The organism is Azospirillum aestuarii (assembly GCF_016632405.1).
In the GTDB taxonomy this organism is placed as follows: Bacteria; Pseudomonadota; Alphaproteobacteria; order Azospirillales; family Azospirillaceae; genus Azospirillum; species Azospirillum aestuarii.
Genome location: NZ_JAEPIV010000017.1, coordinates 51,899 through 77,566, shown reverse-complemented (window position 1 = coordinate 77,566; position 25,668 = coordinate 51,899). Strand labels below are relative to the sequence as shown.

Sequence of the window (25,668 nt, the reverse complement as noted above, 5' to 3'; positions counted from 1 at the left end):
GCATGGCCCCGGTGCTGCAACCGCTCCCCGTGACGAGCGTGTTGTTCGCCTGCACCTACAACATGATCCGCTCGCCGATGGCGGCCGCGATCATGCGCCATTTCCATGGCACGCGCGTCTATGTCGATTCGGTCGGCGTGCGCGAGGGGGACGAGGTCGATCCCTTCGCCGTGGCGGTGATGGAGGAAATGGGCATCGACCTGTCCCGCCACCGCTGCCGCAGCTTCGAGGATCTGGAGGACACGAATTTCGACCTGATCGTGTCGCTGTCGCCGGAGGCGCAGCACCGCGCCATCGAGATGACCCGCACCATGGCCTGCGACGTCGAGTTCTGGAACACCTTCGACCCCACCCTGGTGGACGGCAACCGCGAGGCCATGCTGGAGGCCTACCGCAAGGTGCGCGACGGGCTGCTGGGCAGGATCAAGGAACGGTTTCCGCTGACCCGCGGCCCGACGGTGTGACCATCCGCAGGTTTGGCGGCGGGATTATGTGAAGTCCTTTTTCAAGGATGGGTTGAGGTGCTATTGAGGTGGATCATCGAATGACGTGCGCTCCTCCCCTTAGCCTCTAGAGGCCCTTGAGAAGGTTCTCCGCCTGATGCTCGCCGGTTTGCCGTCCCGCCTGCTTCGTGCCACCGGCCTGCGGAGTCTCCGTCTGCGTCTGATGGGCGTCGTTCTGGCGTCCCTGGCCCTGCCGCTGACCGGGGCGCTGTATTTCTTCGACCAGCAGCTCGACCAGCGGCTGAGCAGCGCCCGGGAACTGGCCCGGCACCTGACCGAGGACGGGGTGGAGCGCCAGCGCGACCTGATCGGGGAGGCGCGGAACCTGCTGAGCGTTCTTGCCCTGGTGCCGGCGGTCCGCGATGCCGACCACAGCAGCACCGATGCCTGCGTCGCCACGCTGGCGCCGATGCCGCGGCAGCACCGCTGGACGACCGGCGTGTGGGTGACCGATCCGAACGGCCTCCTCATCTGCGACACCACCGGCCCCGGCTCCGGAATGAGCCTGCGCGAGCGCGAATACTTCCAGCGGGCGCTGGACACCAAGTCCTTCGTGCTGAGCGAGGTGGTGATCGGCAAGCGGTCGGGGAAGCCGCTGATCCTGGCGGTGCAGCCGGTGCTGGTGAAGGGCGAGATCGAGCGGGTGCTGGGCGTCGCCATCGATCTGGCGTGGCTGACCGATCTCGTGAAGGTGACGCGGCAGGACGACGCGCGCATCCTGGTGCTGGACCGCCACGGCGTGCTGATCGCGCGCCAGCCCGATCCGGAAGGCTGGGTCGGGCGCAGCATGGGGGATTTTCCGCACATCCGGCGCATGCTGGCCGAGGGCAGCGGCGCGTTCGAGGGCGAAAGCGCCGATGGGCTGAACCGCATCTGGGCCTTCCGCCATTCCCCGGAGACCGACACCGTCTTCGCCGTGGGCATGCCGACCGGGCCGATCGTGGCGGACGCCCAACGCGACCTGGTGCGTGGGCTGGTCCTGCTCGGCATCGCCGGGCTGCTCAGCGTGGCGGCGCTGTGGTCGCTGCTCCACGCCTCGGTCCTGCGCTGGATGCGCGTTCTCAGCCAGGCGGCGACCCGGATCGGGGCCGGCGACGTCGGGATCGTGGTGGAGGCCCGCGGCGCCCCCGACGAGATCCGGCTGGTGGCCAGCGCCTTCAACGACATGTCGGGCCGGCTGAAGCGGCGCGAGCATGAGTTGCGCGCCGCCATGGAGGAGGCCCGCGCCGGCAGCCGCGCCAAGGAGGATTTCCTGGCGACCATGAGCCACGAGATCCGCACGCCGATGAACGGCGTGATCGGCTTCGCCGACATGCTCCTGGAAACGCCGCTGACCGCGGAACAGCGGCGCTACGCCTCCCAGGTGCGGGAGGCCGGGCGCTCCCTGCTGACCGTCATCAACGACGTGCTGGACCTCTCGAAGCTGGAGGCGGGCAAGCTCGATCTGGTCCGCGTGCCGTTCCGGCTGGACGATCTGGCCGACCGCTGCCAGGCCATCGTGCGGCTGGCCGCCGAGCAGAAGGGGCTGGAGATGCACACCTCCGTCTCCGCGGCGGCGCGCGGCTATGTGCTGGGCGACCCCGACCGGGTGCGCCAGATTCTGCTGAACCTGCTGGGCAACGCGGTGAAGTTCACCGACACCGGCAGCGTCCGCCTGACCGTCAAGGCCATGGGGGACGAGGCCGGCGCGCGCCGCTACACCTTCACCGTCAGCGACACCGGCATCGGCGTGCCCGAAGACCGCCAGCGCGAGCTGTTCCAGCGCTTCAGCCAGCTGGACCGCGGGCGCGGCGGCACCGGGCTGGGGCTGGCCATCTGCCACCGTCTGATCGAGCTGATGGGCGGCGAGATCGGCGTGGAAAGCCGTCCCGGCGTCGGCAGCACCTTCTGGTTCAGCCTGCCGCTGAAGCCCGCCAGCGCGCCGGAACGGGACGACCACGACGGCGGCGCCCTGCACCATCAGCCGTTCAGCCACGGTGCGCGAATTCTGCTCGCCGAGGATCTGGCGATGAACCGAGATCTGGTCATCGCCATGCTGACCAGGGCCGGGCATCATGTGGACGCGGTGCCGGACGGCTCAGCCGCCGTGACCGCGGTGCAGGAGCGCGCCTACGACCTCGTCCTGATGGACGTGCAGATGCCGGTGATGGACGGGCTGGAGGCGACGCGGCGCATCCGGGCGCTTCCCGGCCCGCTGGGCCGCATCCCGATCCTGGCCCTGTCGGCGGGCGTGCTGGCCGTGGAGGTGGAGCGCTGCCGGCAGGCCGGGATGGACGATCACTTGGCCAAGCCCTTGGAAAAGAGACGCCTTCTGGCCGCCATCGACCATTGGAACGGCGAAGGACGGCGGACGGCCGTCGACGCCGGCCCCATCCGGATGGCCGACACGCCGGGCGATTGAGCCCCTCGTGCCGACCCGGCTCAATGATTAAGAAAAATTAAGGCTTTTGCGCTAAAGCTGCGACGAAGGGTTCCGCGATAGCGGTTCCGGTCTGACGGTTCCGGTGTTCCATGAAGGTCGCGCTGCCACCACTCGCCCCGATTCCCGAGCGCAAGCCGGATGTTCCCGCGCCGTCGTCCTCCACGGGCGCTGCGTCGGGCGGGTCGTTCCAGAGCGCGCTGGCGGATGCCCAGCCAGTCCCCCGCGGGCGATTGAACAACGGGCAGAAGGTGCCACCCCTGCCGGCGGCAAAGCCGGAGGCGCCGATCCAGCTCGCCGACGGGACCCGCGTGCCGTTTCCCGCCCGCAAGCCCGAGGCCGCTGCGATGGCTGCTGCTGGGTCAGGCACCCAATCGACGGTGATCGGCGCCGCCCTGGCGAACAACCCCGCCGCCGGGCGGGTGGTTCTGGCGGCCCAGCAGGTCGCCGGCCTGTCGGGCCACAGCTTCACCGCCATCCTCGCCCAGGCGACCCAGGAAAGCGGCCTGGACCCGGCGGCCCGCAACCGCTCCAGCTCCGCCGCCGGTCCGTTCCAGTTCCTGGAGCGGACGTGGCTGGATCTGTTCCGCCGCCATGGCGCCGCCTATGGCCAGGGGGAGCTGGCGGGCGCGATCCAGAGCCGCAACGGCATCCCCTCGGTCAAGGACCCGGCGCTGCGCCGCCAGATCCTGGCGCTGCGCCACGATGTCGACCTCTCCGCCGGGATGGCCGCGCGCTACCTGTCCGAGGGGCGCGACCGGCTGGAGGATCGGCTGAAGCGCCCGGTGTCAGAAACCGAGAGCCGCATCGCCTATGTGCTGGGGGTGGGCGGGGCCGCCAAGCTGATCCGCGCCTCCGAGTCGTCGCCCAGAGCCGCCGCCGCGGAGCTTCTGCCCGCCGCGGCGCGGAGCAACCGGGGTCTGTTCTACGACCGCGCCTCGGGCCGGGAACTCAGCGCGTCGGAAACCGTCGCGCGGCTGACGCGCCGCATGGACACCGACCAGAAAGAGATGTTCGAGCGCATCGCACAGGCCGCGGAACCCCGCGTCCGGCTCGATGGCGGCCCCTCGCCGCTCAGTTCTTTCCAGTCGGCGGCGCTTGGCGGCACCGCGGGCATGGACGCGGGCGGCGCGGCGGAGTATGAAAACGGCGACGGAAACCCGCTCGGCTGAACCGCCGGCTGTTTCCGTCCCATCTGGAAGGCTTTGGCCAACCCCCACGCCGGAGGCTCAACCGCCCCCGGTGGAATCCCCCTTGACCGGGCGGCTTCGGGAGGTCAGTTATTGCCTCGAAACTGTTACGGACTTAAGGGGCTATGGCTAAGGAAGATCTGATCGAGTTCTCCGGGACCGTCGTCGAGCTGCTGCCGAACGCGATGTTCCGTGTGAAGCTCGACAACGAGCATGAAGTGCTGGCGCACACCTCCGGCAAGATGCGCAAGAACCGCATCCGCGTGCTGGCCGGTGACCGCGTCAACGTCGAGATGACGCCCTACGACCTGACCAAGGGCCGGATCACGTTCCGGTTCAAGTGATTGAACCGGTTTCCCGCGTTGAACCGGTTTCCACCGTCGGCCATCCTTCCCGCGTTATGAGCACCGAAACCACCCACCGGCTCGTGCTGGCGTCCGCCTCGCCCCGCCGGCTCGACCTGTTGCGCCAGATCGGCGTGGTGCCCGACGCGGTCGACCCCGCAGACATCGACGAGTCGCCCCTGCCGCGGGAGCTTCCGCCCCAGCACGCGCTGCGTCTGGCCGGCGAGAAGGCCGCCGCCGTGGCCGCGCGCCATCCCGGCGCCTTCGTGCTGGCCGCCGATACGGTGGTCGCCTGCGGCCGCCGCATCCTGCCCAAGGCGGAGGAGGAGAAGCAGGCCCGCGCCTGCCTCGGCCTGCTGTCCGGGCGTCGGCACCGGGTGCTCGGCGGGGTCGTGCTGCTGTCGCCCACCGGCGACGGGGAGGCGCTGCGCCGGTCGGATCGGCTGGTGCGCACCGACGTGACCTTCAAGTCGCTGTCCCACGAGGAGACTGAGTCCTACATCGCTTCCGGCGAATGGCAGGGCAAGGCGGGCGGCTACGCGATCCAGGGCCGGGCGGCGTCCCATATCCGCTGGATCGGCGGTTCCTACAGCAACGTGGTCGGGCTGCCCCTGTTCGAAGTGGCGGCGCTGCTGCGCGGCGCGGGGTTCCCGCTGCCGTGAGCGGCCCAGCGGGCGGGAGCGGAACGGAAATCCTCATCGACCGCGACGGTCCGCTGACGCGGGCCGCCGTGCTGACCGGCGGGCGGCTGACCGACCTCTACATCGACCATGCCGAGCGTCCGTCCCTGCTGGGCCATGTCTTCCTCGGCCGGGTGGAGCGCATCGCGACAGGGCTGGACGGCGCCTTCGTCGATCTCGGCACCGGCAAGTCCGGCCTGCTCTCGGCGCTGGACGCCCGCGGGCCGCAGGGGCGCCCGAAGGCCAAGGGCGAGCGTATCGGCAACCTGCTGCGCACCGGCCAGACCGTGCTGGTGCAGGTGAAGGCCGACGCCACCGGGGCCAAGGGGCCGTCCCTTACCATGGACATCACCCTGCCGGGCCGTTTCCTGGTGCACGCGCCGCTGGGACGCGACGTGGCGGTGTCGAAGCGGCTGGGCAGCGGGCCGGAGCGCACCGAGCTGGCCCGGCGCATCCAGGACATCGCCACCGGCACCGGCTGGATCGTCCGGGCGGGCGCCGCCGCCGCGTCGGACGGGCTGCTGGCCGCGGAATCGGACGCGCTGCATCTGGCGTGGCGGCAGATTCGCGACGCGGCGGAGCGCGGCGGCGGACCCTCATTGCTGCTGACCGGTCCCGACGCGCCGCGCCGTGCCCTGATCGAGCATGGGGCGGTCATCCCGTCGCGAATACTCGTGGACGACTCGACGCTGGCCCGCGACCTCGCCGGCTGGTGCGCCGACCGCGCGCCGGACCTGGAGGAGCGGGTGGAGCCGTTCGACGCCCGGCTCCTGGCCGCGCCGTCCGATTGCCGGCAGCGCCTCTTTGACCTGCGGGATCTCGACGCTGAGATTGACACACTGCTCGGCACGAGGGTGCCGCTGTCCGGCGGCGGGTCGCTGGTGATCGAGCGGACCGAGGCGATGACCGTCGTCGACGTCAATGCGGGGGAGCGCGGCAACCCGCTGGATGTCAATCTGGAGGCGGCGGCGGAGATCGCCCGGCAACTGCGCCTGCGCAACGCCGGGGGGATCGTCGTCGTCGATTTCGTCAACATGCGCAACCGGGGCGACGCCGAACGGCTTCTGAACGCCCTGTCCCGCGCGGTGGAGGACGACCCGGCGCAGACCCAGGTCTATGGCCTGTCCAAGCTGGGTCTGGTGGAGATGACCCGCGCCCGGCGCGGCACGGCCCTGGCCGAATTGCTGGGAACCGTCCGTACGGCCGCGGTGGAGGATTGAGCGATGAACGACAACGAAAAGCCTTCTGAGAAAGCCTGCCCGATCTGCGGCCGCCCGGCGGTGGAGGAGACCAAGCCCTTCTGCTCCAAGCGCTGCGCCGACGTGGATTTGTCGCGCTGGCTGGGGGGCGTCTACCGCATCGAAAGCCCTGACCGTCCGGACGCCGAGGAGGCCGACGAGCGGGAGTGACGGGGCGGCGGATTTCTGCATTTTAGGGCTGGACAGGCCCGGCGAATTTGCCTACAAAGCGCGCCTCGACGCGCCGCGGTCTCCACCGCGGCCTCGGTGCCCAGGTAGCTCAGTTGGTAGAGCAGGGGACTGAAAATCCCCGTGTCGGCGGTTCGACTCCGTCCCTGGGCACCACTTCATCCCCTTATGGGGCCGTGGTGTTTTGAACGCTCCGTCATCCGCGGGGCGTTTTTTGTTGTCCGCATCGCTCCACCCGACCCGACGAGCGCGCGGAAGAGGTGGCGTTCGCGCCGCGGCGACCGTATCGTGCGTCGCGCAACGATCCGGCGCGGATGGCGGGATGCTCGATCAGCGGACAAGCGCGTTTCTTGAGGAATTCCTGGCGAAGCCCGGCGGCGACCCGGAGCGGCTCGACCGCTTCCTGCTGCACGGCCCCTACCGCGGGCGGCGCGGCGGCCGACCCCGGCTGAAGCTGGCCTTCCACGACTTCTGGCCGGAGTTCGACACGGGCACGAACTTCTTCATCGAGATCCTGTCCAGTCGCTTTGATCTGTCGGTGGTCGAGGACGACAGCGATCTCGCCATCGTGTCGGTCTTCGGCGGGCGGCACCGCGCGGCGCGCAGCCGGCGCACCCTGTTCTTCACCGGGGAGAATGTGCGCCCGCCGCTGGACGGCTTCGACATGGCGGTGTCCTTCGACCGCGTTGGCGACCCGCGCCATTACCGCCTGCCGCTCTACGTCATGCACGCCTACGAGCACATGCGGGAGGGGGCGGTGCCGCATTTCTGCTCGCCCGTCCTGCCGCCGGTGCCGCCCTCGCGGGCGGCCTTCGCGGAGCGCAACTTCTGCGCCTTCCTCTACAAGAACCCGAACGGGGAGCGCCGCAACCGCTTCTTCCCGGCGCTCGACGCGCGGCGGCGCGTCGATTCGGTGGGCTGGCACCTCAACAACACCGGCAGCGTCGTCAAGATGGGCTGGCTGGCGAAGATCCGCGTCTTCGAACGCTACCGCTTCGCCTTCGCCTTCGAGAACGCCAGCCATCCCGGCTATCTGACGGAAAAGATCCTCGACGTCTTCCAGGCCGGGGCGGTGCCGCTCTATTGGGGTGATCCCGATGTGGAGCGGGAGGTGGCGGCGGGCAGCTTCATCGACGTGTCGCGCTTCGCCACGGACGAGGAGGCGGCGGAGCACATCCTGGCGCTGGACGGTGATTACGACGCCTACTGCGCCTACCGCGCCGTGGCGCCCTTCCTGGGGACGGAGGAGTTCCATTTCGACGCCTACCGCCTCGCCGACTGGATCGAGAGCCGGCTGTAAGGGCCGGGGGGAGGGGGAGCCGATGGCGCGGGTGTTGCTGAATTACGCGGACGGGGACTTTCTGGCGGCGCAGAAGCGCAACGCGCGGAGCGGGATGGAAATCGGCGGCTTCGATTCCGTGGCGATGCTGGGCCGAAGCCACATCGACCCGGCCTTCGTCGAGCGCAACCGCTTTATCCTCGACCAGCCGCGCGGGGCGGGCTACTGGCTGTGGAAGCCCTGGGCGGTGTGGACCCTGCTGCGCGATCATCTGAAGGACGGCGACGTGCTGTTCTACTGCGACAGCGGCGCCCATTTCGTGCACCGCGCCGACCCGGTGATCGACCTCTGCCGGGAGCGGCGCGACCTGCCCATCCTGCTGTTCACGCTGCAGGACGAGTTCAAGAATCGCGGTTGGACCAAGCGCGACTGCTTCCATTTCATGCGGTTGGACCGGCCCGAGTACACCGACGCCACCCAGATCCTGGCGAGTTTCATCGTCTGCGAACGGACGCCGGAAACCATCGCCTTCGTCTCCGAATGGCTGCGCTTCGCCCAGGACGAGCGCATTCTCACCGACGCGCCGAACGAGTGCGGCAAGCCCAACTACCCGGAGTTCCGCGACCACCGGCACGACCAGAGCATCCTCAGCCTGCTGGCCCGCCGCCGCGGGGTGAGCACGATTGCCGACATCTCGCAATGGGGCGACGACCGCCGCCCGCCGGAGATCCCGCGCATCCTGCTGCACACCCGCCAGCGGGATTGAGAGGGCGCGCATGGACCTCCCCGAAACCGCCGAACGGGCCGCTGTGCTGCACCGGCAGGCCGTCGCCGCCCAGCGCGAGGGCCGCGTCCGCGAGGCCGTGGCGCTGTTCCAGCAGGCGCTGGCGCTGCGCAAGGACGTCGACATCTATCTGGATTTCGGCGGCCTGCTGGCGGGGCTGTCGCAATGGGGGCCGGCGGGGGCGGTCTACGCCGCGGCGTTGAAGCTGGCGCCCGACTCCCCCGACGCCCATTACGGGGTGGCGCTGTCCCTCCACGCCCAGGGACGCCCGGCGGAGGCCGAACCGCATTACCGTGCCGTCCTGGCCGCCTGCCCTGGTCTGGGCGAGGTGTGGAACAATCTGGGCGTGGCGCTTCAGGAGCAGGGCCAACCCGGCGCGGCGGAGGCGGCCTACCGCGAGGCCCTGCGCCACCGGCCGGAGGACGCCGGCATCTGGAAGAATCTGGCGGTTGCGCTGGAAAGTCTGGGCCGGACCGGTGAAGCCGAAACCGCCTACCGTGCGGCGCTGTCGCGCAGTCCGGAGCATGCGGTGTCCCTTAACAATCTCGGCGTTCTCGCCCTGGCCGCCGGGCGCCGGGACGAGGCGTGGCGGATCGGCTGTCGCATGGCGGCGCTGAACCCGGCGGACCGGCACGGCTGGATGCTGCTCGGCAACGCCGCCCACGCGGCAGGTCGCTGGGGCGAGGCGGTAGCGGCGAACATGGTGGCAGCACGGCTGGCGCCGGATGATGCCGGTGTGCGCCACAACCTTGCCAACGCGCTGGCCGCCGCCGGGCGGCGGGATGAGGCGGTGGCGGAGTACCGCAAGGTTCTCAGGCTCCAGCCCGTCTCCCCGGCGGCGGCGGTCGATCTGGCGGTGGAACTGTGCGGCCTGCACGACACGGTGGGCGCCTTGGCGCTGTTGCGCGGCGCGATCGGACGGCATCCGGAGCATGCCATGGCGTGGCGGATTCTCGGCCAGACGCTGACCGGCGCCTTGCGGCCGGACGCCGGGCTCGACGCGCTGCGCCGGGCCGTGGCCCTCGATCCCGGCGACCAGGGGGGGTGGGAGGATCTGGCCGCCGCCGCGACGCTGGCGGACCGGATCGCACCGTCCATCGAGGCCCTCCGCCGTGTCCGCCGGCTTTCCCCCGCCTACAACCCGGCGCTGGCGCAGCTGGTCCAGCAGCAGAGGCACGCCTGCGACTGGCGCGACCTGCCGGCGCTGGAAAGCGACCTGATCGGGCGGCTGCGCGACGGTGCCCTGGGCGTGCCGCCCTTCGGCCTCCTGGCGGTGGACACGACGCCGGCGGACCAGCGGGCGGCGGCGGAGCGTTGGGCACGGCAGAAGGCGCGCGGGGTTCCGACGGTGGCACGGCCCGCCATACCCGGAGACGGGCGCCTGCGCGTCGGTTACCTCTCCGCCGACTTCCACGAGCACGCCACCGCCTATCTGATGGCGGAGCTTCTGGAGCGGCACGACCGGACGCGCTTCGCCGTCACCGCCTATTCCACCGGCATCGACGACGGCAGCCCGATGCGGCGGCGTCTGACCACGGCGGTGGAGCGCTTCGTGGATCTGCGCGACCGTTCCGACCGCGACGCCGCGCAAGCCATCGCCGCCGACGGCATCGACATCCTGGTGGACCTGAAGGGCTACACGGCCTTCGCCCGCACGGCGATCCTGGCGGCGCGCCCCGCCCCGGTGCAGGTGAACTGGCTGGGCTATCCCGGCACCATGGGGGCGGACTTCATCGACGTGATCCTGGCCGACGCGGTGACCATCCCGCCGGGCGAGGAGGAGTTCTACAGCGAGGCGGTGGTGCGGCTTCCCCACTGCTACCAGCCCAACGACCGCCACCGTGCCATCGCGGAGCGCATGCCGACGCGCGCCGATTGCGGGTTGCCGGAGGATGGCTTCGTCTTCTGCTGCTTCAACAGCCCCTACAAGCTGACGCCCGCTCTGTTCGACGTCTGGGCGCGGCTGCTGCGCGCCGTGCCGGGGAGCGTGCTGTGGCTCTACGCCGGCAACCCGCTGGTGGTCGGCAACCTGCGGCGCGAGGCGGCGGCCCGCGGGGTGGCGCCGGAACGCCTCGTCTTCGCGCCGCCGCGGCCCCTGGCGGAGCATCTGGCGCGGCACCGGCTGGCCGACCTGTTCCTCGACACGCTGCCCTACAACGCCCACACCACGGCCAGCGACGCGCTGTGGACCGGGCTTCCGGTGCTGACCTGCCGTGGCGCCACCTTCGCCGGGCGGGTGGCGGCCAGCCTGCTCGACACGGTGGGGCTGCCGGAACTGGTGACGGACTCGCCAGCGGCCTACGAGGCGCTGGCCCTGGACCTCGCCCGCGATCCGGGGCGGCTGGCCGGGCTGAAGGCGCGTCTGGCAACCGCGCGGACGGCCAGCCCGCTGTTCGACGGCGACCGCTTCGCCCGCGATCTGGAGGACGCCTATCGCGCCATCCGGCAACGATTCGCACCGGCAGGAGACACGCGATGACGACCACCGACCGGCGGCTTCACATCGTCGTGCCCTACCGCGACCGCGAGGCGCATCTGCGGGAATTCGTGCCGCGGGTCGGCGCTTACTTTGCAACGCTGGCTGAGCCCATCGACTACCGCGTCACCATCGTTGAGCAGGAGGCCGGGCTGCCCTTCAACCGGGGCGCCATCAAGAATGTCGGCTTCCTGCTGGGCGAGGCCGACAGCGGCTACACCTGCCTGCACGACATCGACTATCTGCCCATCGACGCCGATTACTCCCGGGTGGACCGGCCGACCCCCATCCTGTCCTTCGGGGCGGAGCAGCGGCCGGTGGCGCCGGGCCGCTCGGACCAGACGGTGACCACCGACCTGGAGAGCACGATGGGCGGCGTCCTGCTGATGCCGAACGACGTGTTCCGGCGGATCGACGGCTATTCCAACGCCTATTGGGGCTGGGGCTACGAGGATTTCGACCTGTCGCTGCGCATCCGCTCCCGCCGCATCCCGACCGCGCGGCGGCCCGGCCGGTTCGAACCGCTGGACCACGACAACGAGGGCTTCAACCCCGACGCCTCGGCCTCGCCCATCTCGCGGGTCAACAAGCGGGTGTTCCAGGCGAACTGGTCCGGCGGGACGATCCCGGAGGAGGACGGTCTGTCCAGCCTGTCCTTCGAGATTCTCGACCGCCGCCCCTGCGATGGCACCCATCCCGGCGCCGAGGGACGATGGGAGATCGTGCGCGTCCGCCTGACCATGGCGCCGCTGCCCGGCCAGCTGGCGGCCTTCAAGGCGCGCTGAAGCTGTTACCTTTCGGGACTCCGGCGCATCTGCGGGAAGACACCGGCGCGTTCGAATGCGTATAGTGCGGCGCTCGCGGCGGCGTTTGGCCCGCAGATCGAATTCCCGCAGAACGACGAAGCGGAACGGACATGACCAGCCACGAAGACGTCTTCGACGCGCCGGAGACGCGGCAGCCGACCATCCTGGCGGTGTACAATCAGAAGGGCGGCGTCGGCAAGACGACCACCTCCGTGAATCTCGCCCTGGCGCTGGCCGCGTTGGGCAAGAGCGTTGTCCTGATCGACTTCGACCCGCAGAGCAGCGCCACCAGCAACTTCCTGCTGCGGGAGAAGGCGCGGGTCGGCATCAACGACCTGCTGAGCCAGGACACCTTCGTCGAGGACGCCATCACCCCGACCAGCTTCGACGGGCTGTCGATGATCGTCGGCGCGCGGAAGCTCTATTCGCTGGAGCACGCTCTGGACGCCCGCGGCGGCTCGCAGCGCGGCCTGCGCAAGGCGCTGCACTTCTCGCGCAACCCGCCGGATTACGTGGTGATCGACTGCCCGCCGGCGCTCGGCCATCTGGCGGCGGGCGCGCTGGCGGCGTCGGACCGGCTGGTGCTTCCGGTCTTTCCGGGGCGCTACGCGCTGGACGGGCTGAAGCGCACCCTGTCGGTGGTCGAGCACATCCAGAAGGGCATGAACCCCAACCTGTCGGTGGCCGGCATCCTGATGCTGTCGATCACCAACGACGAGGTCGGGCGCGAATCGCTGACCCTGCTGCGCTCCGAGTTCCCGGAACTGATGTTCCGCACGGCGATCCCCTACGACGTGGACGTGGTGAAGGCGACCTACCGCCGGATGCCCGCCGCGATCTTCAGCCCGGAGGGGCGGACGACCACGCGCTTCCTGGCGCTGGGCTGGGAAATCGTCCACGGCCGCGGCTCCTCCCCGACCGACGAGCAGCTGAAGCCGGCGCAGGACCGCATCCGCGCCTGGCACGCCGACACCGACTCCTCCTACAGCGCCCGCCGCGCGGCGGCGCCGGACGAGGGCGACGACTCCACGGGCGGCAACAACGGGCGTGGCGCGGGGGCTGAGGCGCCGAAGGGCGGCGGCCGGGCGCTGGTCGCGGCGGCGGTCGGGCTGATCGTCGGCTTCGCGCTGGGCGCGCTGTTCGGCCAGCCGCTTCTGGGCGGGGTCCTGGCCGGTCTCGGCGGCTGATCTCTCGGCGGGTAGGCTACAGCACCGCCTTGCGGGCGGAGAGCAGGATGCTGGTCTCGGTGGAGGCGATGCCGGCGATCTGCCGGACGCGGCGCAGCGTGTCGTCGAAGGCCTCCAGCGACTCCGTTTCGATTTCAGCGACGACGTCCCAGCGCCCGTTGGTGGTGTAGACCGTCCGCACCTCCGGAAAGCCGTGCAGGCGGGCGATGACCGTCTCGGCGGCGCGGCCCTCCACCTCGATCATCGTGATGGCCCGGACCATGGCGGGCCGCAGATCCTTGCGAAGCAGCACCGTGAAGCCGGCGATGACCCCGCTCGCGACCAGACGGTCGATGCGAGCGCGCACGGTGGCGCGCGACACCTTCAACGCGGCGGCGAGGCCGGCGACGGGCTGGCGCGCGTCGGCGCGCAGCAGGCCCAGCAGGCGGTGGTCCAGGTCGTCCATGCCGGAATGATAAGTCGGGCTTGTCAGACTGTCAAAAACGCCGCCGTTCGTTGGCACTTTTCCGTCTTTCTGCCGCCTGCTCCGCCCACGATAGTCATGGGAGGCACGATCGCACAGGGAGAGGGACGGCATGGCGTCGGAGGATCGGGACGATCAGCGCTTCGTGGAGATCATCGGCGTTCCCATCGAGGCGGGGGCCGGCCATCCCGGCGCCCTGATGGGGCCGGCGGCGCTGCGCACGGCGGGGCTGGTCCGCGCCCTGCGCGAGCTTGGGCACGAGGTCCGCGATCTCGGTGATCTGACCCCCGACCCCTGGAGCGAGGGCGACGCCGCCACGGCCCGTCTGGCGGAGATCACCGCCTGGTCGCGGGCGCTGGCCGACCGCTCCTACGCCATGATGCAGGCGGGCGGGGTGCCGGTCTTCCTGGGCGGCGACCACAGCCTGTCCATGGGCTCGGTCACCGGGGTGGCCCGCCATTGCCGGGAGGCCGGCAAGCCGCTGTTCGTTCTGTGGCTGGACGCGCACGGCGACTTCAACACCCCCCACACCTCGCCGTCCGGCAACATGCACGGCATGCCGGTCGCCTTGCTGTGCGGGGAGGACGGCTTCGACGAGGTCTTCCCGCCGGAGCAGCGGGCCACGGTGAACCCGGCGCATGTGCATCTGTTCGGCATCCGCTCCCTCGACCCCGGCGAGCGGCGCCTGCTGCGCGCCCGCGGGGTGGACGTGGTGGACATGCGGCTGATCGACGAGCACGGCGTCGGCGTCCACATGCGCCGCATCATCGAGCGGGTGCGGCAGGCCGATGGCCATCTGCATGTCAGCCTGGACGTGGATTTCCTCGACCCCGCCATCGCCCCCGCGGTGGGCACGGCGGTGCTGGGCGGGGCGACCTACCGCGAGGCGCACCTGATCATGGAGATGCTGCACGACGCGGGCGTCGTCGGCTCGCTGGACGTGGTGGAACTGAATCCCTTCCTGGACGAGCGGGGCAAGAGCGCCCTCCTGCTGGTCGATCTGGTGGCGAGCCTGTTCGGGCGCCGCATCATCGACCCCGCCGTCACCCAGTCGCAGATCGGCGGCCAAGCCGTTTGAAGAAGAAACAAACCCCGGAGAGAACGCCATGCTTCCGCACGCCGCCGACCTGATCGGGACCGAACACCGCCTGGGCGCCCACAATTACAAGCCGCTGGACGTCGTGCTGGCGCGCGGCGAGGGCGTCTATGTCTGGGACACCGAGGGCAACCGCTATCTCGACTGCCTCTCGGCCTACTCCGCCGTCAATCAGGGCCATTGCCACCCGAAGATCCTGGAGGCGATGGTGCAACAGGCCTCCAAGCTGACGCTGACCTCGCGCGCCTTCCGCAACGACCAGCTCGCGCCGTTCTACGAGGAGCTGGCGGCGCTGACCGGCTCCCACAAAATCCTGCCGATGAACAGCGGGGCGGAGGCGGTGGAATCGGCGATCAAGACGGTGCGCAAGTGGGGCTACGAGGTGCGCGGCGTGCCGGAGAACCAGGCGGAGATCATCGTCTGCTCCGACAATTTCCACGGGCGCACCATCACCATCGTCAGCTTCAGCACCGACCCGGACGCCCGCGGCGGCTTCGGCCCCTTCACGCCGGGCTTCCGCACCGTGCCCTTCGGCGACGCAGCGGCGCTGGAGGCGGCGATGACCGCCAACACGGTGGCCGTCCTGCTGGAGCCGATCCAGGGCGAGGCCGGGGTGGTCATCCCGCCCGCCGGCTATCTGCGCCGGGTGCGCGACCTGTGCACGGAGCGCAACGTCGTGATGATCCTGGACGAGATCCAGACCGGGCTGGGCCGCACCGGCAAGCTGCTGGCCGAGGAGCATGAGGGGGTGGAGGCCGACGTCACCCTGATCGGCAAGGCGCTGTCCGGCGGCTTCTACCCGGTGTCGGCGGTGCTGTCGAACTCCGAGGTGCTGGGCGTGCTGAAGCCCGGCCAGCATGGCAGCACCTTCGGCGGCAACCCGCTGGCCTGCGCCGTGGCCCGCGCCGCCATGCGGGTGCTGGTGGAGGAGGGCATGATCGACAACGCCGCCGCCCAGGGCGCCTATTTCCTGGAACAGCTCGGCGCCATCCGCAGCAACGTGATCCGCGAGGCGCGCGGGCGCGGCCTGATGCTGGCGGTGGAGCTTCACCCGGAGGCGGGCGGGGCGCGCCGCTATTGCGAGGCGCTGCGGGCGCGCGGCGTCCTGGCGAAGGACACCCACGACCACACCATCCGCATCGCCCCGCCGCTGGTCATCACCCGCGAGCAGGTCGATTGGGCGCTGGAGCAGTTCGACGCCGTCCTGACGGGAACCACGGTTCCGTAAAGGGCAGAGGCATGGCGTTCGCCCCTTTTTAACCCTCTCCCCCCTGGGGAGAGGGTGGCCCGGAGGGCCGGTGAGGGGGGTGCGCATGGCGGTACGTCCGGCACAAGCGCACCCCCCTCACCCTAACCCTCTCCCCAGGGGGGAGAGGGGACTTAAACGCGACAGCCCAGCGCAAAAGGCGCTTGCGGCCCGCCCCGGCCTTCGCCACGGTGGGGTGGGCTTCCCATCCATCCAGCAGCGATCCGCCATGCACAGCGCCATCATCGACCTCCCGTCCGCCACCCCCGGCACCCGGCGGACCCTGACCGTTCAGCGCTTCGGCACGGCGGGCGCGCGGCCTTGCGCCTACATCCAGGCGTCGCTGCACGCCGACGAGATCCCGGCGATGCTGGTGGCCGACAAGCTGCGCCGCATCCTGATCGCGCTGGAGGCCGAGGGGCGGATCGCCGGCGAGGTGATCCTCGTCCCGGTCGCCAACCCGGTGGGTCTGGGCCAGTCGCTGATGGACCATCACCTGGGCCGCTTCGACCAGGACGACGGCAAGAACTTCAACCGCGACTACCCCCACCTGACCGAGGCGGTGGCCGAGCGCGTCGCCGACCGGCTGACCGACGACGGCGAGGCCAACAAGGCCGCCATCCGCGCCGCCCTGGCCGACGCGCTGGCCGAACGCACCCCGCGCACCGAGACGGAGCACATGAAGCACCGTCTTCTGGCCCTGGCGCTCCAGGCCGATTGGGTGCTGGACCTGCATTGCGACCTGGAAGCGGTGATGCACCTCTACACCCTGACGCCCTCGGCGGAGGCCTTCGCCCCGTTGCAGCGGCTGCTGGGCGCGCGGGCGGTCTTCCTCGCCGAGGAATCCGGCGGCGACCCCTTCGACGAGGCGGTCAGCCGCCCCTGGAACGAGCTTGCCAAGCTCTGGCCCGACCGCCCGATCCCCTTCGGCTGCCATTCCGTGACCGTGGAACTGCGCGGGCAGGCCGACGTGGAGCACGCCCAAGGCGAAGCGGACGCCCGGGCCATCGCCGGCTTCCTCACCCATGCCGGCGTCCTGTCCGGCGAGCCGCCGGCCCTGCCGGCGCCGCTGTGCGCCCCGACCCCGCTGGAATCCTCCGAACCGCTGACCGCCCCGGTGGGCGGCGTGGTGGTCTTCCACCACAAGGCGGGCGACCGCGTGGAGGCCGGCGCCGTGGTCGCCGACATCCTCGACCCGCTGACCGGCGAGATGACCCCGGTGCGCAGCGAGTCGGCGGGCGTGCTCTACGCCCACAGCGCGACCCGCTTCACCCTGGCGGGCAAGCGGATCGCCAAGGTGGCGGGGACGACGCTGCGGCGGACGGGGCCGTTGCTCAGTGCATAAGAGCGCGGATCAAACTCCGCCTCCATAGGCTCAAGCCGTTGATTTTTCTTGATCAGGCAAAGGTTCTGATCTGCACTATAAGACCCGACCACACAGGCCATTCAGCGCAGATAGTCAGTTACTTCTTCATCTTGTTAAATTTCTGCTCTGATGTCCTGCAAAGAGAGTGGCTGGGTAAAGCAGCCGGGCCGAGGACCTGCAGCTGCCGCTGAAGTCTGCCCTGCTCCAGGCTGCTGATGTTTCCACTAGGGAATGAGATAAGCTCTATTTATTCTCATATCCATCTTTCAGTTCGCATGCCTGCGTTAGATAGGTCGTTTGCCGATAGCATGTCATGCCTCCTAGTGGTATAATTCGGAAATCCTGTGGTCCTGGATGATTCATTTGCGTGCAAAATCCCAAAGGGTATTTATTGGGTAAGTAAACTCTAAGTTTCTCCAGTAGATATTGTCTGCATCAAAATAAAGGAAGCCGCGATGACCAAAAAGTCATCTTTATTTGGAATAATAATTGATAATTTAAAAAATATTGCCAACACTTCAAGTATAGATATTAAGAGTATACCAAAAATTGTTGTTGCTTCCTCAAGTTTTTTTGGAATATTACTGTTATCCAATTATATTATTATGACAAATACGCCATTACCTCCAATAGATGCGTCTTTTGGTTTCACGATAGCTATATTTATGGTGGTTTTTTTTGTTATATTTACAGTGTTTCTTATCGTGTTTTTTTTGCCTATTATATGGGAGGTTAGGGATGATAGCGTAATAAGGAAGCTATTCCCAATCTATATATCCAATAGTGACGATAATAAGAAAAAAATAATCCCATATGCGGTAATAAATTTTTCTTTTATAATAGAGGTTATTTTTCATTATTCAGCTTATAAATTTGGTAAACTATCCTCATATATGTTTTCTATAGAAAATATAATAGTCTTCATGCTGTCGTTGGCTTTCTCGTCAGGGCTATCGTGTATAATAAATAGAAAGAATTACAGAAAAGCTAGCTTCAAAGAAATTTTTTTATTCTTTTTTAAAGTTAACGCTAAGTCTATAGTGTGGATGTACTTATTTACATTAACCTTTATTCTATATGATGAAACGTATCGAAATGATAATGATCTAAACAAGATAGGAAGTATGGTTTATCATTTTGGCGATGAAAAAGTTCCTCCTGATTACATTGCTTTTTTTATTGTATTATCTGTTCATCTTATACAATCAGTAATCTCTCTAAGGTTCAAGAATATTCTCTTTATGTGCTTATTATATTTGCTGATGTTTTTGGCTATATATCCGGGATCGAACAATATGACGGCGTATATATTAAAGTTGATCGGCGCTGGTGGTGGGGTGCATGCTGAATTATACATTAAGTCAATTCAGGAGGATGGAAAAAATAAAATTATTGCTTATAAAACATGTATCATGTTCTCTACATCGTCTTCTGTTGTAACAAAAAATATAAAGGGGATTGAGCAAAGTATTGATGGGTACTATAGATCTTGCGATAAACTATCCAAGAACAAAGCAAAAGATAAAATCTATGAATATCAATTTGTTGACACGGTCATATTTAATAGATCGGATATACACTCCATTAAGTTTCCAAACAAGCCGAATCGTGGTGTGCTTTTGAGCGAATAAAGCCAGTAGGGTTCCGTTTGATAAACGTCTTGTGGTAATTTCGCTGGTGTGTTGAGGCGTGCATAGCATCATGCACCTGAGGCAAATGTGTCCGCATCCTAGGTGCGGAGAGCAGAACCTCGGCCCCTTGGTTTCAAACCATTAACCTAGCTCAGAACAAGGGGGGGCGGTCACGCCACGCTCGCCCGAAGCGGCATGCATGCCGCAACGGATGACGTGACACCCTCTCCCCACACTTGACGGATATACCAACCGACCGGTATGTTTCATCCCATGCCGAGACCCGCCAAACATCACCCCGAACGCGGCGACGCCCGCACCCGGCTCCTCGAAGCGGCGCGGGACGTCATCCGGGCCAAGGGCTTCGCGGCGACGTCCGTCGATGATCTCTGCAAGGCGGCGGGGGTCAGCAAGGGCGCGTTCTTCCATCATTTCGAGACCAAGGAAGCGCTCGGCGTCGCCGCCGCCGCCTATTGGGCGGAAACCACCTCGGCCTTCTTCGCGAACGCGCCGTACCACCGGCTCGACGACCCGCTCGACCGCCTGTTCGGCTATGTCGAGTTCCGCAAGACGATCATCGACGGCGATCCCGCCGAATTCACCTGCCTCGTCGGGACCATGACGCAGGAGGTCTACGGGTCGCACCCGGCGATCCGCGACGCCTGCGCCGCCAGCATCTTCGGCCACGCGGCGACGCTCGAACCGGACATCGCGGCGGCCATGGCGGCGCGCGGCATCGAGGCCGACTGGACCCCGGCGAGCCTCGCGCGGCACACCCAGGCCGTGCTCCAGGGCGCCTTCATCCTCGCCAAGGCGACGGGCGGGCGCGAGGATGCGCTGGACAGCGTCGATCACCTGAAACGCTACCTCACGCTGCTCTTTTCACAGCCCCGTTCGAAAGGGAACACCCATGACGGAAGGTGAGCGCGACCTCGTTCTGACCCGCAGCCTCGACGCGCCGCGCGGCGCGCTGTGGCGCTGCTGGACCGAACCCGAGCTGCTGAAACAGTGGTTCTGCCCCAAGCCCTGGTTCGTGTCCGAGGCGCGGATGGACCTGCGGCCGGGCGGCGAGTTCTTCACGCGGATGAACGGCCCGAACGGCGAATCCTTCGGCGAGCCCGGCGTCTTCCTCGACGTGGAGGAGGGGCGGCGTCTCGTCTTCACCGACGCCTTCCGCCCCGGCTGGCGGCCGTCGGGCCGGGCCTTCATGACCGCCGAGGTGCGCTTCGAGGACGCGGGCGACGGCCGGACCCTCTACACCGCCCGCGCCATGCACTGGAGCGCCGAGGCGCGCGACGAGCACGAAAAGATGGGCTTCCACGAAGGCTGGGGCAAAGCGACCGATCAGCTCGAAGCCCTCGCCAGAACGCTCTGATCCAAAAACAGTCTTAACCGGAGGAAACGAATCCATGGAACCGACGATCTACCTGTTCTTCAACGGGACCTGCCTGGAGGCGATGACCCACTACGCCGAGACCCTCGGCGGCGACATCGTCTACGTGTTCCGCAACGGCGACGCCCCGGATGCGGACAGCCGCATGCCCGGCGGCGATGACCTCGTGATGAACATGATGGTGAAGCTGGGGGCGACCACGGTGATGGCGTCCGACTCGCCGGACAGCATGTACAGCACGCCGCAGGGATTCCGGGTGCAGATCGCCCCGCCGTCGCTCGCCGAGTTCGAGCGTATCTTCGCGGTGCTGGCGAAGGACGCCCGGTCCGTCGAGATGCCGCCGGGCGAGACCTTCTGGGCCGATCGCTTTGCCATGGTCACCGACCGCTTCGGCACGCCCTGGATGCTGAACCACACCGGTGCGAAGTGCCCGGACCCGACCGCGTCCTGACGGGCGGGGCCGAAGCTTCAATCAAAAAGGGAGGAAGGGCATGGCTTACATCGACGGATTCGTCATCGCGGTTCCGACGGCCAACCGGCAGGCCTTCATCGACCACGCGAACAAGGCCGACAGCGTGTTCAAGGAGCTTGGCGCGACGCGCATCCTCGAATGCTGGGGCGACGATGTGCCCAACGGCAAGCTCACCGATTTCCGCCGCGCCGTGCAGGCGACGGAGGACGAGACGGTCGTCTTCTCCTGGATCGAATGGCCGGACAAGGCGACGCGGGACGCCGCCATGGGGCGGATGGAAGAGTTGATGAAGATCGACGAGCGGTTCAGTCCGGAGACGAATCCGATGCCCTTCGATGGGAAGCGGCTGATCTTCGGCGGGTTTGCGCCGGTCGTCGAGCTGTGAACGGGCGCTTCAGGAGCCGGTGAGCGCGCCGGCCTCGCTGTTTGAAAGACCGAGGTCCGCGGCGGCGCTGCGCATCAGCGCCACCGCGTCCCGGTTCCTCATGCGCCGGTAACCGGCCTCGGCCAGCGCCTCCCGCCGCGCACCGTCGGCGACCAGCGCGCAGGCGGCCTCGACCAGCCCGTCGTAGGGGGCGAAGGCCATGGCGTCCAGCAGGTCGGGGTCGATTTCGGTGTCGGGGTGGCGCTCGGCCAGCACCGCCTTGCGGTTCGACAGCAGGTGCGAGACGCGGACGATCTCGAAGATGCCCGCCTCGTAGTAATGCAGGTTCAGCACCAGCTTGGCGTCGGCGACGAAGCGGTCGCGCAGATCTCCGTAATAATGCTGGAGGCTGACCACGGTCAGGCCGCGCTCGCCCAGCGCGTCGAGGATCGCGCGGCGGCGCGGGTTCACCGCGCCGTAGAACAGCACGTCGATGCCGGGGGCGGGGCTGTTCGGGATGCGGGTCATCGCGTCGGCATGGCCGATGGGAACGAGGCGCGCCCGGATGCCCTGGCGGGCCAGATCGGCGATGTTTCGCGTGCTGTAGTCCCACACCCGGCAGCGGCGCAGCAGGTCCAGGTAATGGGCGTTGCGCGGGTGGAGCGTGGCGATCTGCTCCAGATTGTAGAGGATGGTGCCGCTGGGCAGCCGGTCGCCTTCCTCCGCCGTCAGGTCGTGCCCGCCCAGGACGATGGCGCGGCGTCGCCGGCCGACGCGGTTCCACACGATTTCCGCGTCGATGCCCAGGCGGCGCAGCGCGAAACGCAGGGTTTCCGCGACCTCCGCGAAGACGCTGGCCCCGGCGTCGCCCAGACCGCTCTTCTTGATGATGACGATGTCGATCCCGCCGGCCATGCGCTTGCCCCTCCGCCCCGCGCCCTCATCCTAAAGCGCGGGCGGGCGGGCGCACAAAAAGAAACCCTCCTCCCCTTGCGGGAAGGAGGGTGTGCAGTCAGGGGACTTCGCGAAAAGATCAGGCCGAAACCAGCTCCTCCAGGGAGCGCTCGATGATGTCCAGGCCCTCGTCCACCAGCGCGTCCGACGCGGTCAGCGGAACCAGGATGCGGATCACGTTGCCGTAGGTGCCGCAGGACAGCAGGACGAGGCCCTTCTCCGCCGCCTTGGCGACCAGCGCCTTGGTCAGCTCCGGCGCCGGCTCCTTGGTGCCGCGGTCCTTCACCAGCTCCATGGCGATCATGCCGCCCAGGTTGCGCACGTCGCCGATCACCGACAGCGTGTTGCGCTGGGCCATGCTGCGGAAGCGGCCGGCGATGCGCTCGCCCAGGTCGTTGGAGCGCTGGATCAGCTTCTCCTCCTCGATGACGTCCAGCACGGCCAGAGCCGCGGTGGTCGCCAGCGGGCTGCCGGCGTAGGTGCCGCCGATGCCGCCGGGGATCGGGGCGTCCATGATCTCCGCCTTGCCGGTGACCGCCGACAGCGGGAATCCGCCGGCCAAGCTCTTCGCCATGGTCATCAGGTCGGGCTCGACGCCGGAATGCTCGATGGCGAACATCTTGCCGGTGCGGGCGAAGCCGGTCTGGATCTCGTCGATGATCAGCAGGATGCCGTTGTCGTCGCAGACCTTGCGCAGCGCCTGCAGGAACTCCGTCGGGGCGATGTTGAAGCCGCCCTCACCCTGCACCGGCTCCACGATGATCGCGGCGACGCGGGTGGCGTCGACGTCCGACTTGAACAGCTGCTCCAGCGCCGTCAGGCTGTCCTTGACGCTGACCCCGCGATAGGCGTTGGGGAAGGGCGCGTGGTAGACCTCGGCCGGGAAGGGACCGAAGCCGACCTTGTAGGGCACGACCTTGCCGGTCAGCGCCATCGCCAGAAGCGTGCGGCCGTGGAAGGCGCCGGAGAAGGCGATCACGCCCGGACGGCCTGTGTGGGCGCGGGCGATCTTCACGGCGTTCTCGACGGCTTCGGCACCGGTGGTGAAGAAGGCGGTCTTCTTCGGCGTGGAGCCCGGAACCAGCGCGTTCAGCCGCTCCGCCAGGGTCACGAAGGACTCGTAGGGCGTGACCATCGCGCAGGTGTGGGTGAAGCGGTCGAGCTGGGCCTTCACCGCCTCGATGATCTTCGGATGGCGGTGGCCGGTGTTCAGCACCGCGATGCCGCCCGCGAAGTCGATGAAGCGGTTGCCCTCGACGTCCCACAGCTCGGCGTTCTCGGCGCGGTCGACATAGACCGGCATGGCGTTGGCAAGGCCGCGCGGAACGGCGGCGTTGCGACGATCCTGGAAGGACTGGTTGCTCATCTCAAACCCCCGATTGGAAAGGATGGCGTCAGGCGCCCAGGCCGACGCACAGGTACTTGATCTCCAGGAAGTCCTCCACACCGTACTTGGAGCCTTCCCGCCCGATGCCCGACTGCTTGATGCCGCCGAACGGCGCGACCTCGGTCGACAGGATGCCTTCGTTGATCCCGACCATGCCGTATTCCAGCTGCTCGGCCACGCGCCACACCCGGCCGATGTCCCGGCTGTAGAAATAGGCCGCCAGACCGAACTCGGTATCGTTCGCCATGCGGATGGCGTCGGCCTCCGTCTCGAACTTGAACAGCGGGGCCACCGGGCCGAAGATCTCCTCGCGGGCCACGCGCATCTCGGTGGTGACGCCGGTCAGGATCGTCGGCTCGAAGAAGGTGCCGCCCAGGCCATGGCGCTTGCCGCCGAGCGCGACCGTGGCGCCCTTGGCCAGCGCGTCGCCCATCAGCTCCTCGACCTTCTCGACGGCCTGGCCGTTGATCATCGGGCCCTGGGTGACCCCGGCCTCCATGCCGTTGCCGACGCGGATCTGCTTCACCGCCTCGGCCAGCTTGGCGGCGAAGGCGTCGTAGACGCCGGCCTGGACCAGCAGGCGGTTCGCGCAGACACAGGTCTGGCCGGAGTTGCGGTACTTGGAGGCGAGCGCACCCTTGACCGCCTCGTCCAGGTCGGCGTCGTCGAACACGATGAAGGGCGCGTTGCCGCCCAGCTCCAGCGACACCTTCTTCACCGTGTCCGCCGACTGGCGCATCAGGATCTTGCCGACCTCGGTCGAGCCGGTGAAGGACAGCTTGCGCACGATCGGGCTGGCGGTCAGCTCGCCGCCGATGGCGACCGGGTCGGACCCGGTGACGATGTTAAACACCCCGGCCGGCACGCCGGCGCGCTCGGCCAGCTCGGCCAGCGCCAGAGCGGACAGCGGGGTGTCCTCCGCCGGCTTGACCACGATGGTGCAGCCGGCGGCCAGCGCCGGGCCGACCTTGCGGGTGATCATCGCGTTGGGGAAGTTCCACGGGGTGATCGCCGCGACGACGCCGATCGGTTCCTTCAGGACGACGATGCGCTTGTTGCCGGCGAAGCTGGGGATCACGTCGCCGTAGACCCGCTTGCCCTCCTCGGCGAACCACTCGATGAAGCTGGCGCCATAGGCGACCTCGCCGCGGGCCTCAGCCAGCGGCTTGCCCTGCTCCAGCGTCATCAGAACGGCCAGATCCTCCTGCGCCGCCATGATCAGCTCGAACCAGCGGCGCAGGATGGCCGCGCGCTCCTTCGCGGTCTTGGCGCGCCAGGCCGGCAGGGCGGCGTCGGCGGCGTTGATGGCCTGCCGCGTCTCTTCCGCGCCGACGTCGGCGACCCGGGCCAGCTCCTCGCCCGTCGCCGGGTTGGTGACCGCGAAGGTCTTGCCGGAGAAGGCGTCGCGCCACGCGCCGTTCACATAGGCTTGCGTCCGAAGAAGGCTCTGGTCGTTCAGCGACAGCATGGGAATCAGCCTCGATTTGCGATGTGAAGGGAGCGTACCCATGTTTAATAAATTAAACAACCCTAATCGGGTGTTGAGTTTTTAATGACGCACACACGCGAATCCGGTATGCCTTCCGGTCAGGAGCGAGGAACCGATCCATGGATGTGGACGCTGTCGATTTCAACGTGGGCGCGCGCCTGAAGCAGGTTCGGGAAGCGAACGCCCTGTCCCAGCGCCAGTTGGCGCAACGGGCGGGCGTGACCAACGGCACCATCTCGCTGATCGAACAGAACCGGTGCAGCCCGTCCGTCTCCTCGCTGCGCAAGGTGCTCCAGGGCATTCCGATGACCCTGGCGGAGTTCTTCTCCTCCGACGACCTGCCGCCCCGCGAGCAGATCTTCTTCAAGGGCGGCGATCTGGTCGAGCTGACCGGGCTGGTGAAGAGCCGGGTCGGCTCGATCTCCTTCCGGCAGGTGGGCGACCTGCGCGGCCGCAACCTCCAGGTGCTGCACGAGAAGTACGCCCCCGGCGCCGACACCGGCGGCCGCACCATGCTCCAGCATGAATCGGAGGAGGGCGGCGTCATCATCAAGGGCCGGATCGAGCTGACGGTCGGCGACCGCAAGGAGATCCTCGGCCCCGGCGATGCCTATCTGTTCGACAGCCGCATCCCGCACCGCTTCCGCAACCTCGGCGACGAGGAATGCGAAATCATCAGCGCCTGCACCCCGCCGTACCTGTGACATCACTC

25 protein-coding genes and 1 tRNA gene are annotated in these 25,668 nt (G+C 67.5%); 22 read left to right on the top strand and 4 right to left on the bottom strand.

The features are described 5' to 3' along the window. Window positions 1–2 precede the first annotated feature (2 nt). The 13 genes from JJL56_RS23250 to JJL56_RS23190 all read left to right on the top strand — a co-directional run bounded on the left by JJL56_RS23250 (window position 3) and on the right by JJL56_RS23190 (window position 13,095). Window positions 3–464 carry an arsenate-mycothiol transferase ArsC gene (locus JJL56_RS23250; RefSeq protein WP_145628353.1) on the top strand — a complete coding sequence of 154 codons (462 nt, stop codon included), beginning with the start codon at window positions 3–5 and terminating at the stop codon, window positions 462–464. A 136-nt stretch (window positions 465–600) separates the two neighbouring features. Further along, window positions 601–2,904 carry a hybrid sensor histidine kinase/response regulator gene (locus JJL56_RS23245; RefSeq protein ID WP_145628355.1) on the top strand — a complete coding sequence of 768 codons (2,304 nt, stop codon included), beginning with the start codon at window positions 601–603 and terminating at the stop codon, window positions 2,902–2,904. A gap of 110 nt (window positions 2,905–3,014) precedes the next feature. Continuing rightward, entirely contained in the window at window positions 3,015–4,094 is a 1,080-nt protein-coding gene (locus JJL56_RS23240) for a lysozyme family protein (RefSeq protein ID WP_145628357.1), read from the top strand. A 143-nt stretch (window positions 4,095–4,237) separates the two neighbouring features. Further along, a complete protein-coding gene (gene infA, locus JJL56_RS23235) occupies window positions 4,238–4,456 on the top strand; it encodes a translation initiation factor IF-1 (RefSeq protein ID WP_014198195.1) in 219 nt (72 codons plus the stop codon). A gap of 56 nt (window positions 4,457–4,512) precedes the next feature. Next, on the top strand, window positions 4,513–5,118 hold the full coding sequence (locus tag JJL56_RS23230; RefSeq protein ID WP_200486483.1) for a Maf family protein: 606 nt from the start codon (window positions 4,513–4,515) through the stop codon (window positions 5,116–5,118). Then, window positions 5,115–6,356: a ribonuclease E/G gene (locus JJL56_RS23225; protein ID WP_200486482.1), complete on the top strand. Its 1,242-nt coding sequence runs from the start codon at window positions 5,115–5,117 to the stop codon at window positions 6,354–6,356. The genes JJL56_RS23230 and JJL56_RS23225 overlap by 4 nt, the downstream gene beginning before the upstream one ends. 3 nt (window positions 6,357–6,359) lie before the next feature. Next, entirely contained in the window at window positions 6,360–6,545 is a 186-nt protein-coding gene (gene yacG, locus JJL56_RS23220) for a DNA gyrase inhibitor YacG (RefSeq protein ID WP_145628363.1), read from the top strand. 98 nt (window positions 6,546–6,643) lie between these two features. Beyond that, a tRNA-Phe gene (locus JJL56_RS23215) sits at window positions 6,644–6,719 on the top strand. Between the two features lie 166 nt (window positions 6,720–6,885). Continuing rightward, the gene (locus JJL56_RS23210; RefSeq protein WP_200486481.1) at window positions 6,886–7,863 is read left to right on the top strand and encodes a glycosyltransferase family 10 domain-containing protein; all 978 of its coding nucleotides are present in this window, start codon (window positions 6,886–6,888) and stop codon (window positions 7,861–7,863) included. 22 nt (window positions 7,864–7,885) lie between these two features. Beyond that, window positions 7,886–8,608: a hypothetical protein gene (locus JJL56_RS23205; protein ID WP_200486480.1), complete on the top strand. Its 723-nt coding sequence runs from the start codon at window positions 7,886–7,888 to the stop codon at window positions 8,606–8,608. A 10-nt stretch (window positions 8,609–8,618) separates the two neighbouring features. After that, entirely contained in the window at window positions 8,619–11,105 is a 2,487-nt protein-coding gene (locus JJL56_RS23200) for a tetratricopeptide repeat protein (RefSeq protein WP_200486479.1), read from the top strand. Beyond that, a complete protein-coding gene (locus JJL56_RS23195; RefSeq protein ID WP_200486478.1) occupies window positions 11,102–11,887 on the top strand; it encodes a galactosyltransferase-related protein in 786 nt (261 codons plus the stop codon). Before JJL56_RS23200 ends, JJL56_RS23195 begins: the two co-directional genes overlap by 4 nt. Window positions 11,888–12,018: 131 nt before the next feature. Beyond that, complete coding sequence (locus JJL56_RS23190; RefSeq protein ID WP_200486477.1) at window positions 12,019–13,095, top strand: ParA family protein; 1,077 nt, start codon at window positions 12,019–12,021, stop codon at window positions 13,093–13,095. Window positions 13,096–13,111: 16 nt separating this feature from the next. Here JJL56_RS23190 and JJL56_RS23185 read toward each other — a convergent pair whose 3' ends face one another. Next, window positions 13,112–13,540 (bottom strand): Lrp/AsnC family transcriptional regulator, encoded by a 429-nt coding sequence (locus JJL56_RS23185; protein WP_200486476.1) that lies wholly within the window; start codon window positions 13,538–13,540, stop codon window positions 13,112–13,114. 130 nt (window positions 13,541–13,670) lie between these two features. On the opposite strand from JJL56_RS23185, the gene rocF reads away from it, so the two are divergent. The 8 genes from rocF to JJL56_RS23145 all read left to right on the top strand — a co-directional run bounded on the left by rocF (window position 13,671) and on the right by JJL56_RS23145 (window position 21,147). Continuing rightward, the gene (gene rocF, locus JJL56_RS23180; protein WP_200486475.1) at window positions 13,671–14,636 is read left to right on the top strand and encodes an arginase; all 966 of its coding nucleotides are present in this window, start codon (window positions 13,671–13,673) and stop codon (window positions 14,634–14,636) included. A gap of 28 nt (window positions 14,637–14,664) precedes the next feature. After that, entirely contained in the window at window positions 14,665–15,882 is a 1,218-nt protein-coding gene (rocD, locus tag JJL56_RS23175) for an ornithine--oxo-acid transaminase (RefSeq protein ID WP_200486474.1), read from the top strand. A gap of 247 nt (window positions 15,883–16,129) precedes the next feature. Continuing rightward, window positions 16,130–17,245: a M14 family metallopeptidase gene (locus JJL56_RS23170; protein WP_145628383.1), complete on the top strand. Its 1,116-nt coding sequence runs from the start codon at window positions 16,130–16,132 to the stop codon at window positions 17,243–17,245. 476 nt (window positions 17,246–17,721) lie between these two features. Continuing rightward, complete coding sequence (locus JJL56_RS23165; protein ID WP_200486473.1) at window positions 17,722–18,897, top strand: hypothetical protein; 1,176 nt, start codon at window positions 17,722–17,724, stop codon at window positions 18,895–18,897. A 273-nt stretch (window positions 18,898–19,170) separates the two neighbouring features. Continuing rightward, window positions 19,171–19,821 carry a TetR/AcrR family transcriptional regulator gene (locus JJL56_RS23160; protein ID WP_145628386.1) on the top strand — a complete coding sequence of 217 codons (651 nt, stop codon included), beginning with the start codon at window positions 19,171–19,173 and terminating at the stop codon, window positions 19,819–19,821. After that, window positions 19,808–20,272 (top strand): SRPBCC family protein, encoded by a 465-nt coding sequence (locus tag JJL56_RS23155; protein WP_145628387.1) that lies wholly within the window; start codon window positions 19,808–19,810, stop codon window positions 20,270–20,272. The genes JJL56_RS23160 and JJL56_RS23155 overlap by 14 nt, the downstream gene beginning before the upstream one ends. Window positions 20,273–20,306: 34 nt before the next feature. Further along, entirely contained in the window at window positions 20,307–20,741 is a 435-nt protein-coding gene (locus tag JJL56_RS23150) for a VOC family protein (RefSeq protein ID WP_145628389.1), read from the top strand. A 40-nt stretch (window positions 20,742–20,781) separates the two neighbouring features. After that, window positions 20,782–21,147, top strand: a complete 366-nt coding sequence (locus JJL56_RS23145) for a DUF1428 domain-containing protein (protein ID WP_145628391.1) — start codon at window positions 20,782–20,784, stop codon at window positions 21,145–21,147. Between the two features lie 9 nt (window positions 21,148–21,156). Here the strand turns inward: JJL56_RS23145 and JJL56_RS23140 are convergent, their stop codons facing one another. The 3 genes from JJL56_RS23140 to gabD form a co-directional block, all read right to left on the bottom strand. Further along, window positions 21,157–22,041: a CgeB family protein gene (locus JJL56_RS23140; RefSeq protein WP_200486471.1), complete on the bottom strand. Its 885-nt coding sequence runs from the start codon at window positions 22,039–22,041 to the stop codon at window positions 21,157–21,159. A gap of 118 nt (window positions 22,042–22,159) precedes the next feature. After that, window positions 22,160–23,446 carry a 4-aminobutyrate--2-oxoglutarate transaminase gene (gabT, locus tag JJL56_RS23135; RefSeq protein ID WP_200486470.1) on the bottom strand — a complete coding sequence of 429 codons (1,287 nt, stop codon included), beginning with the start codon at window positions 23,444–23,446 and terminating at the stop codon, window positions 22,160–22,162. A 28-nt stretch (window positions 23,447–23,474) separates the two neighbouring features. Next, window positions 23,475–24,935, bottom strand: a complete 1,461-nt coding sequence (gene gabD / locus JJL56_RS23130) for an NADP-dependent succinate-semialdehyde dehydrogenase (RefSeq protein ID WP_200486469.1) — start codon at window positions 24,933–24,935, stop codon at window positions 23,475–23,477. Window positions 24,936–25,075: 140 nt separating this feature from the next. Here gabD and JJL56_RS23125 point away from each other — a divergent pair, with 140 nt between their 5' ends. Further along, window positions 25,076–25,660 carry a cupin domain-containing protein gene (locus tag JJL56_RS23125; RefSeq protein WP_145628397.1) on the top strand — a complete coding sequence of 195 codons (585 nt, stop codon included), beginning with the start codon at window positions 25,076–25,078 and terminating at the stop codon, window positions 25,658–25,660. The last annotated feature ends 8 nt before the right edge of the window (window positions 25,661–25,668 follow it).

Excerpts from the sequence above, each read along its gene's own strand:
- JJL56_RS23250 (WP_145628353.1), top strand. The coding sequence starts at position 3 with ATGGCCCCGGTGCTGCAACCGCTCCCCGTGACGAGCGTGTTGTTCGCC.
- JJL56_RS23245 (WP_145628355.1), top strand. The coding sequence starts at position 601 with ATGCTCGCCGGTTTGCCGTCCCGCCTGCTTCGTGCCACCGGCCTGCGG.
- JJL56_RS23240 (WP_145628357.1), top strand. The coding sequence starts at position 3,015 with ATGAAGGTCGCGCTGCCACCACTCGCCCCGATTCCCGAGCGCAAGCCG.
- infA (WP_014198195.1), top strand. The coding sequence starts at position 4,238 with ATGGCTAAGGAAGATCTGATCGAGTTCTCCGGGACCGTCGTCGAGCTG.
- JJL56_RS23230 (WP_200486483.1), top strand. The coding sequence starts at position 4,513 with ATGAGCACCGAAACCACCCACCGGCTCGTGCTGGCGTCCGCCTCGCCC.
- yacG (WP_145628363.1), top strand. The coding sequence starts at position 6,360 with ATGAACGACAACGAAAAGCCTTCTGAGAAAGCCTGCCCGATCTGCGGC.
- JJL56_RS23210 (WP_200486481.1), top strand. The coding sequence starts at position 6,886 with ATGCTCGATCAGCGGACAAGCGCGTTTCTTGAGGAATTCCTGGCGAAG.
- JJL56_RS23205 (WP_200486480.1), top strand. The coding sequence starts at position 7,886 with ATGGCGCGGGTGTTGCTGAATTACGCGGACGGGGACTTTCTGGCGGCG.
- JJL56_RS23200 (WP_200486479.1), top strand. The coding sequence starts at position 8,619 with ATGGACCTCCCCGAAACCGCCGAACGGGCCGCTGTGCTGCACCGGCAG.
- JJL56_RS23195 (WP_200486478.1), top strand. The coding sequence starts at position 11,102 with ATGACGACCACCGACCGGCGGCTTCACATCGTCGTGCCCTACCGCGAC.
- JJL56_RS23190 (WP_200486477.1), top strand. The coding sequence starts at position 12,019 with ATGACCAGCCACGAAGACGTCTTCGACGCGCCGGAGACGCGGCAGCCG.
- JJL56_RS23185 (WP_200486476.1), bottom strand. The coding sequence starts at position 13,540 with ATGGACGACCTGGACCACCGCCTGCTGGGCCTGCTGCGCGCCGACGCG.
- rocF (WP_200486475.1), top strand. The coding sequence starts at position 13,671 with ATGGCGTCGGAGGATCGGGACGATCAGCGCTTCGTGGAGATCATCGGC.
- rocD (WP_200486474.1), top strand. The coding sequence starts at position 14,665 with ATGCTTCCGCACGCCGCCGACCTGATCGGGACCGAACACCGCCTGGGC.
- JJL56_RS23170 (WP_145628383.1), top strand. The coding sequence starts at position 16,130 with ATGCACAGCGCCATCATCGACCTCCCGTCCGCCACCCCCGGCACCCGG.
- JJL56_RS23165 (WP_200486473.1), top strand. The coding sequence starts at position 17,722 with ATGACCAAAAAGTCATCTTTATTTGGAATAATAATTGATAATTTAAAA.
- JJL56_RS23160 (WP_145628386.1), top strand. The coding sequence starts at position 19,171 with ATGCCGAGACCCGCCAAACATCACCCCGAACGCGGCGACGCCCGCACC.
- JJL56_RS23155 (WP_145628387.1), top strand. The coding sequence starts at position 19,808 with ATGACGGAAGGTGAGCGCGACCTCGTTCTGACCCGCAGCCTCGACGCG.
- JJL56_RS23150 (WP_145628389.1), top strand. The coding sequence starts at position 20,307 with ATGGAACCGACGATCTACCTGTTCTTCAACGGGACCTGCCTGGAGGCG.
- JJL56_RS23145 (WP_145628391.1), top strand. The coding sequence starts at position 20,782 with ATGGCTTACATCGACGGATTCGTCATCGCGGTTCCGACGGCCAACCGG.
- JJL56_RS23140 (WP_200486471.1), bottom strand. The coding sequence starts at position 22,041 with ATGGCCGGCGGGATCGACATCGTCATCATCAAGAAGAGCGGTCTGGGC.
- gabT (WP_200486470.1), bottom strand. The coding sequence starts at position 23,446 with ATGAGCAACCAGTCCTTCCAGGATCGTCGCAACGCCGCCGTTCCGCGC.
- gabD (WP_200486469.1), bottom strand. The coding sequence starts at position 24,935 with ATGCTGTCGCTGAACGACCAGAGCCTTCTTCGGACGCAAGCCTATGTG.
- JJL56_RS23125 (WP_145628397.1), top strand. The coding sequence starts at position 25,076 with ATGGATGTGGACGCTGTCGATTTCAACGTGGGCGCGCGCCTGAAGCAG.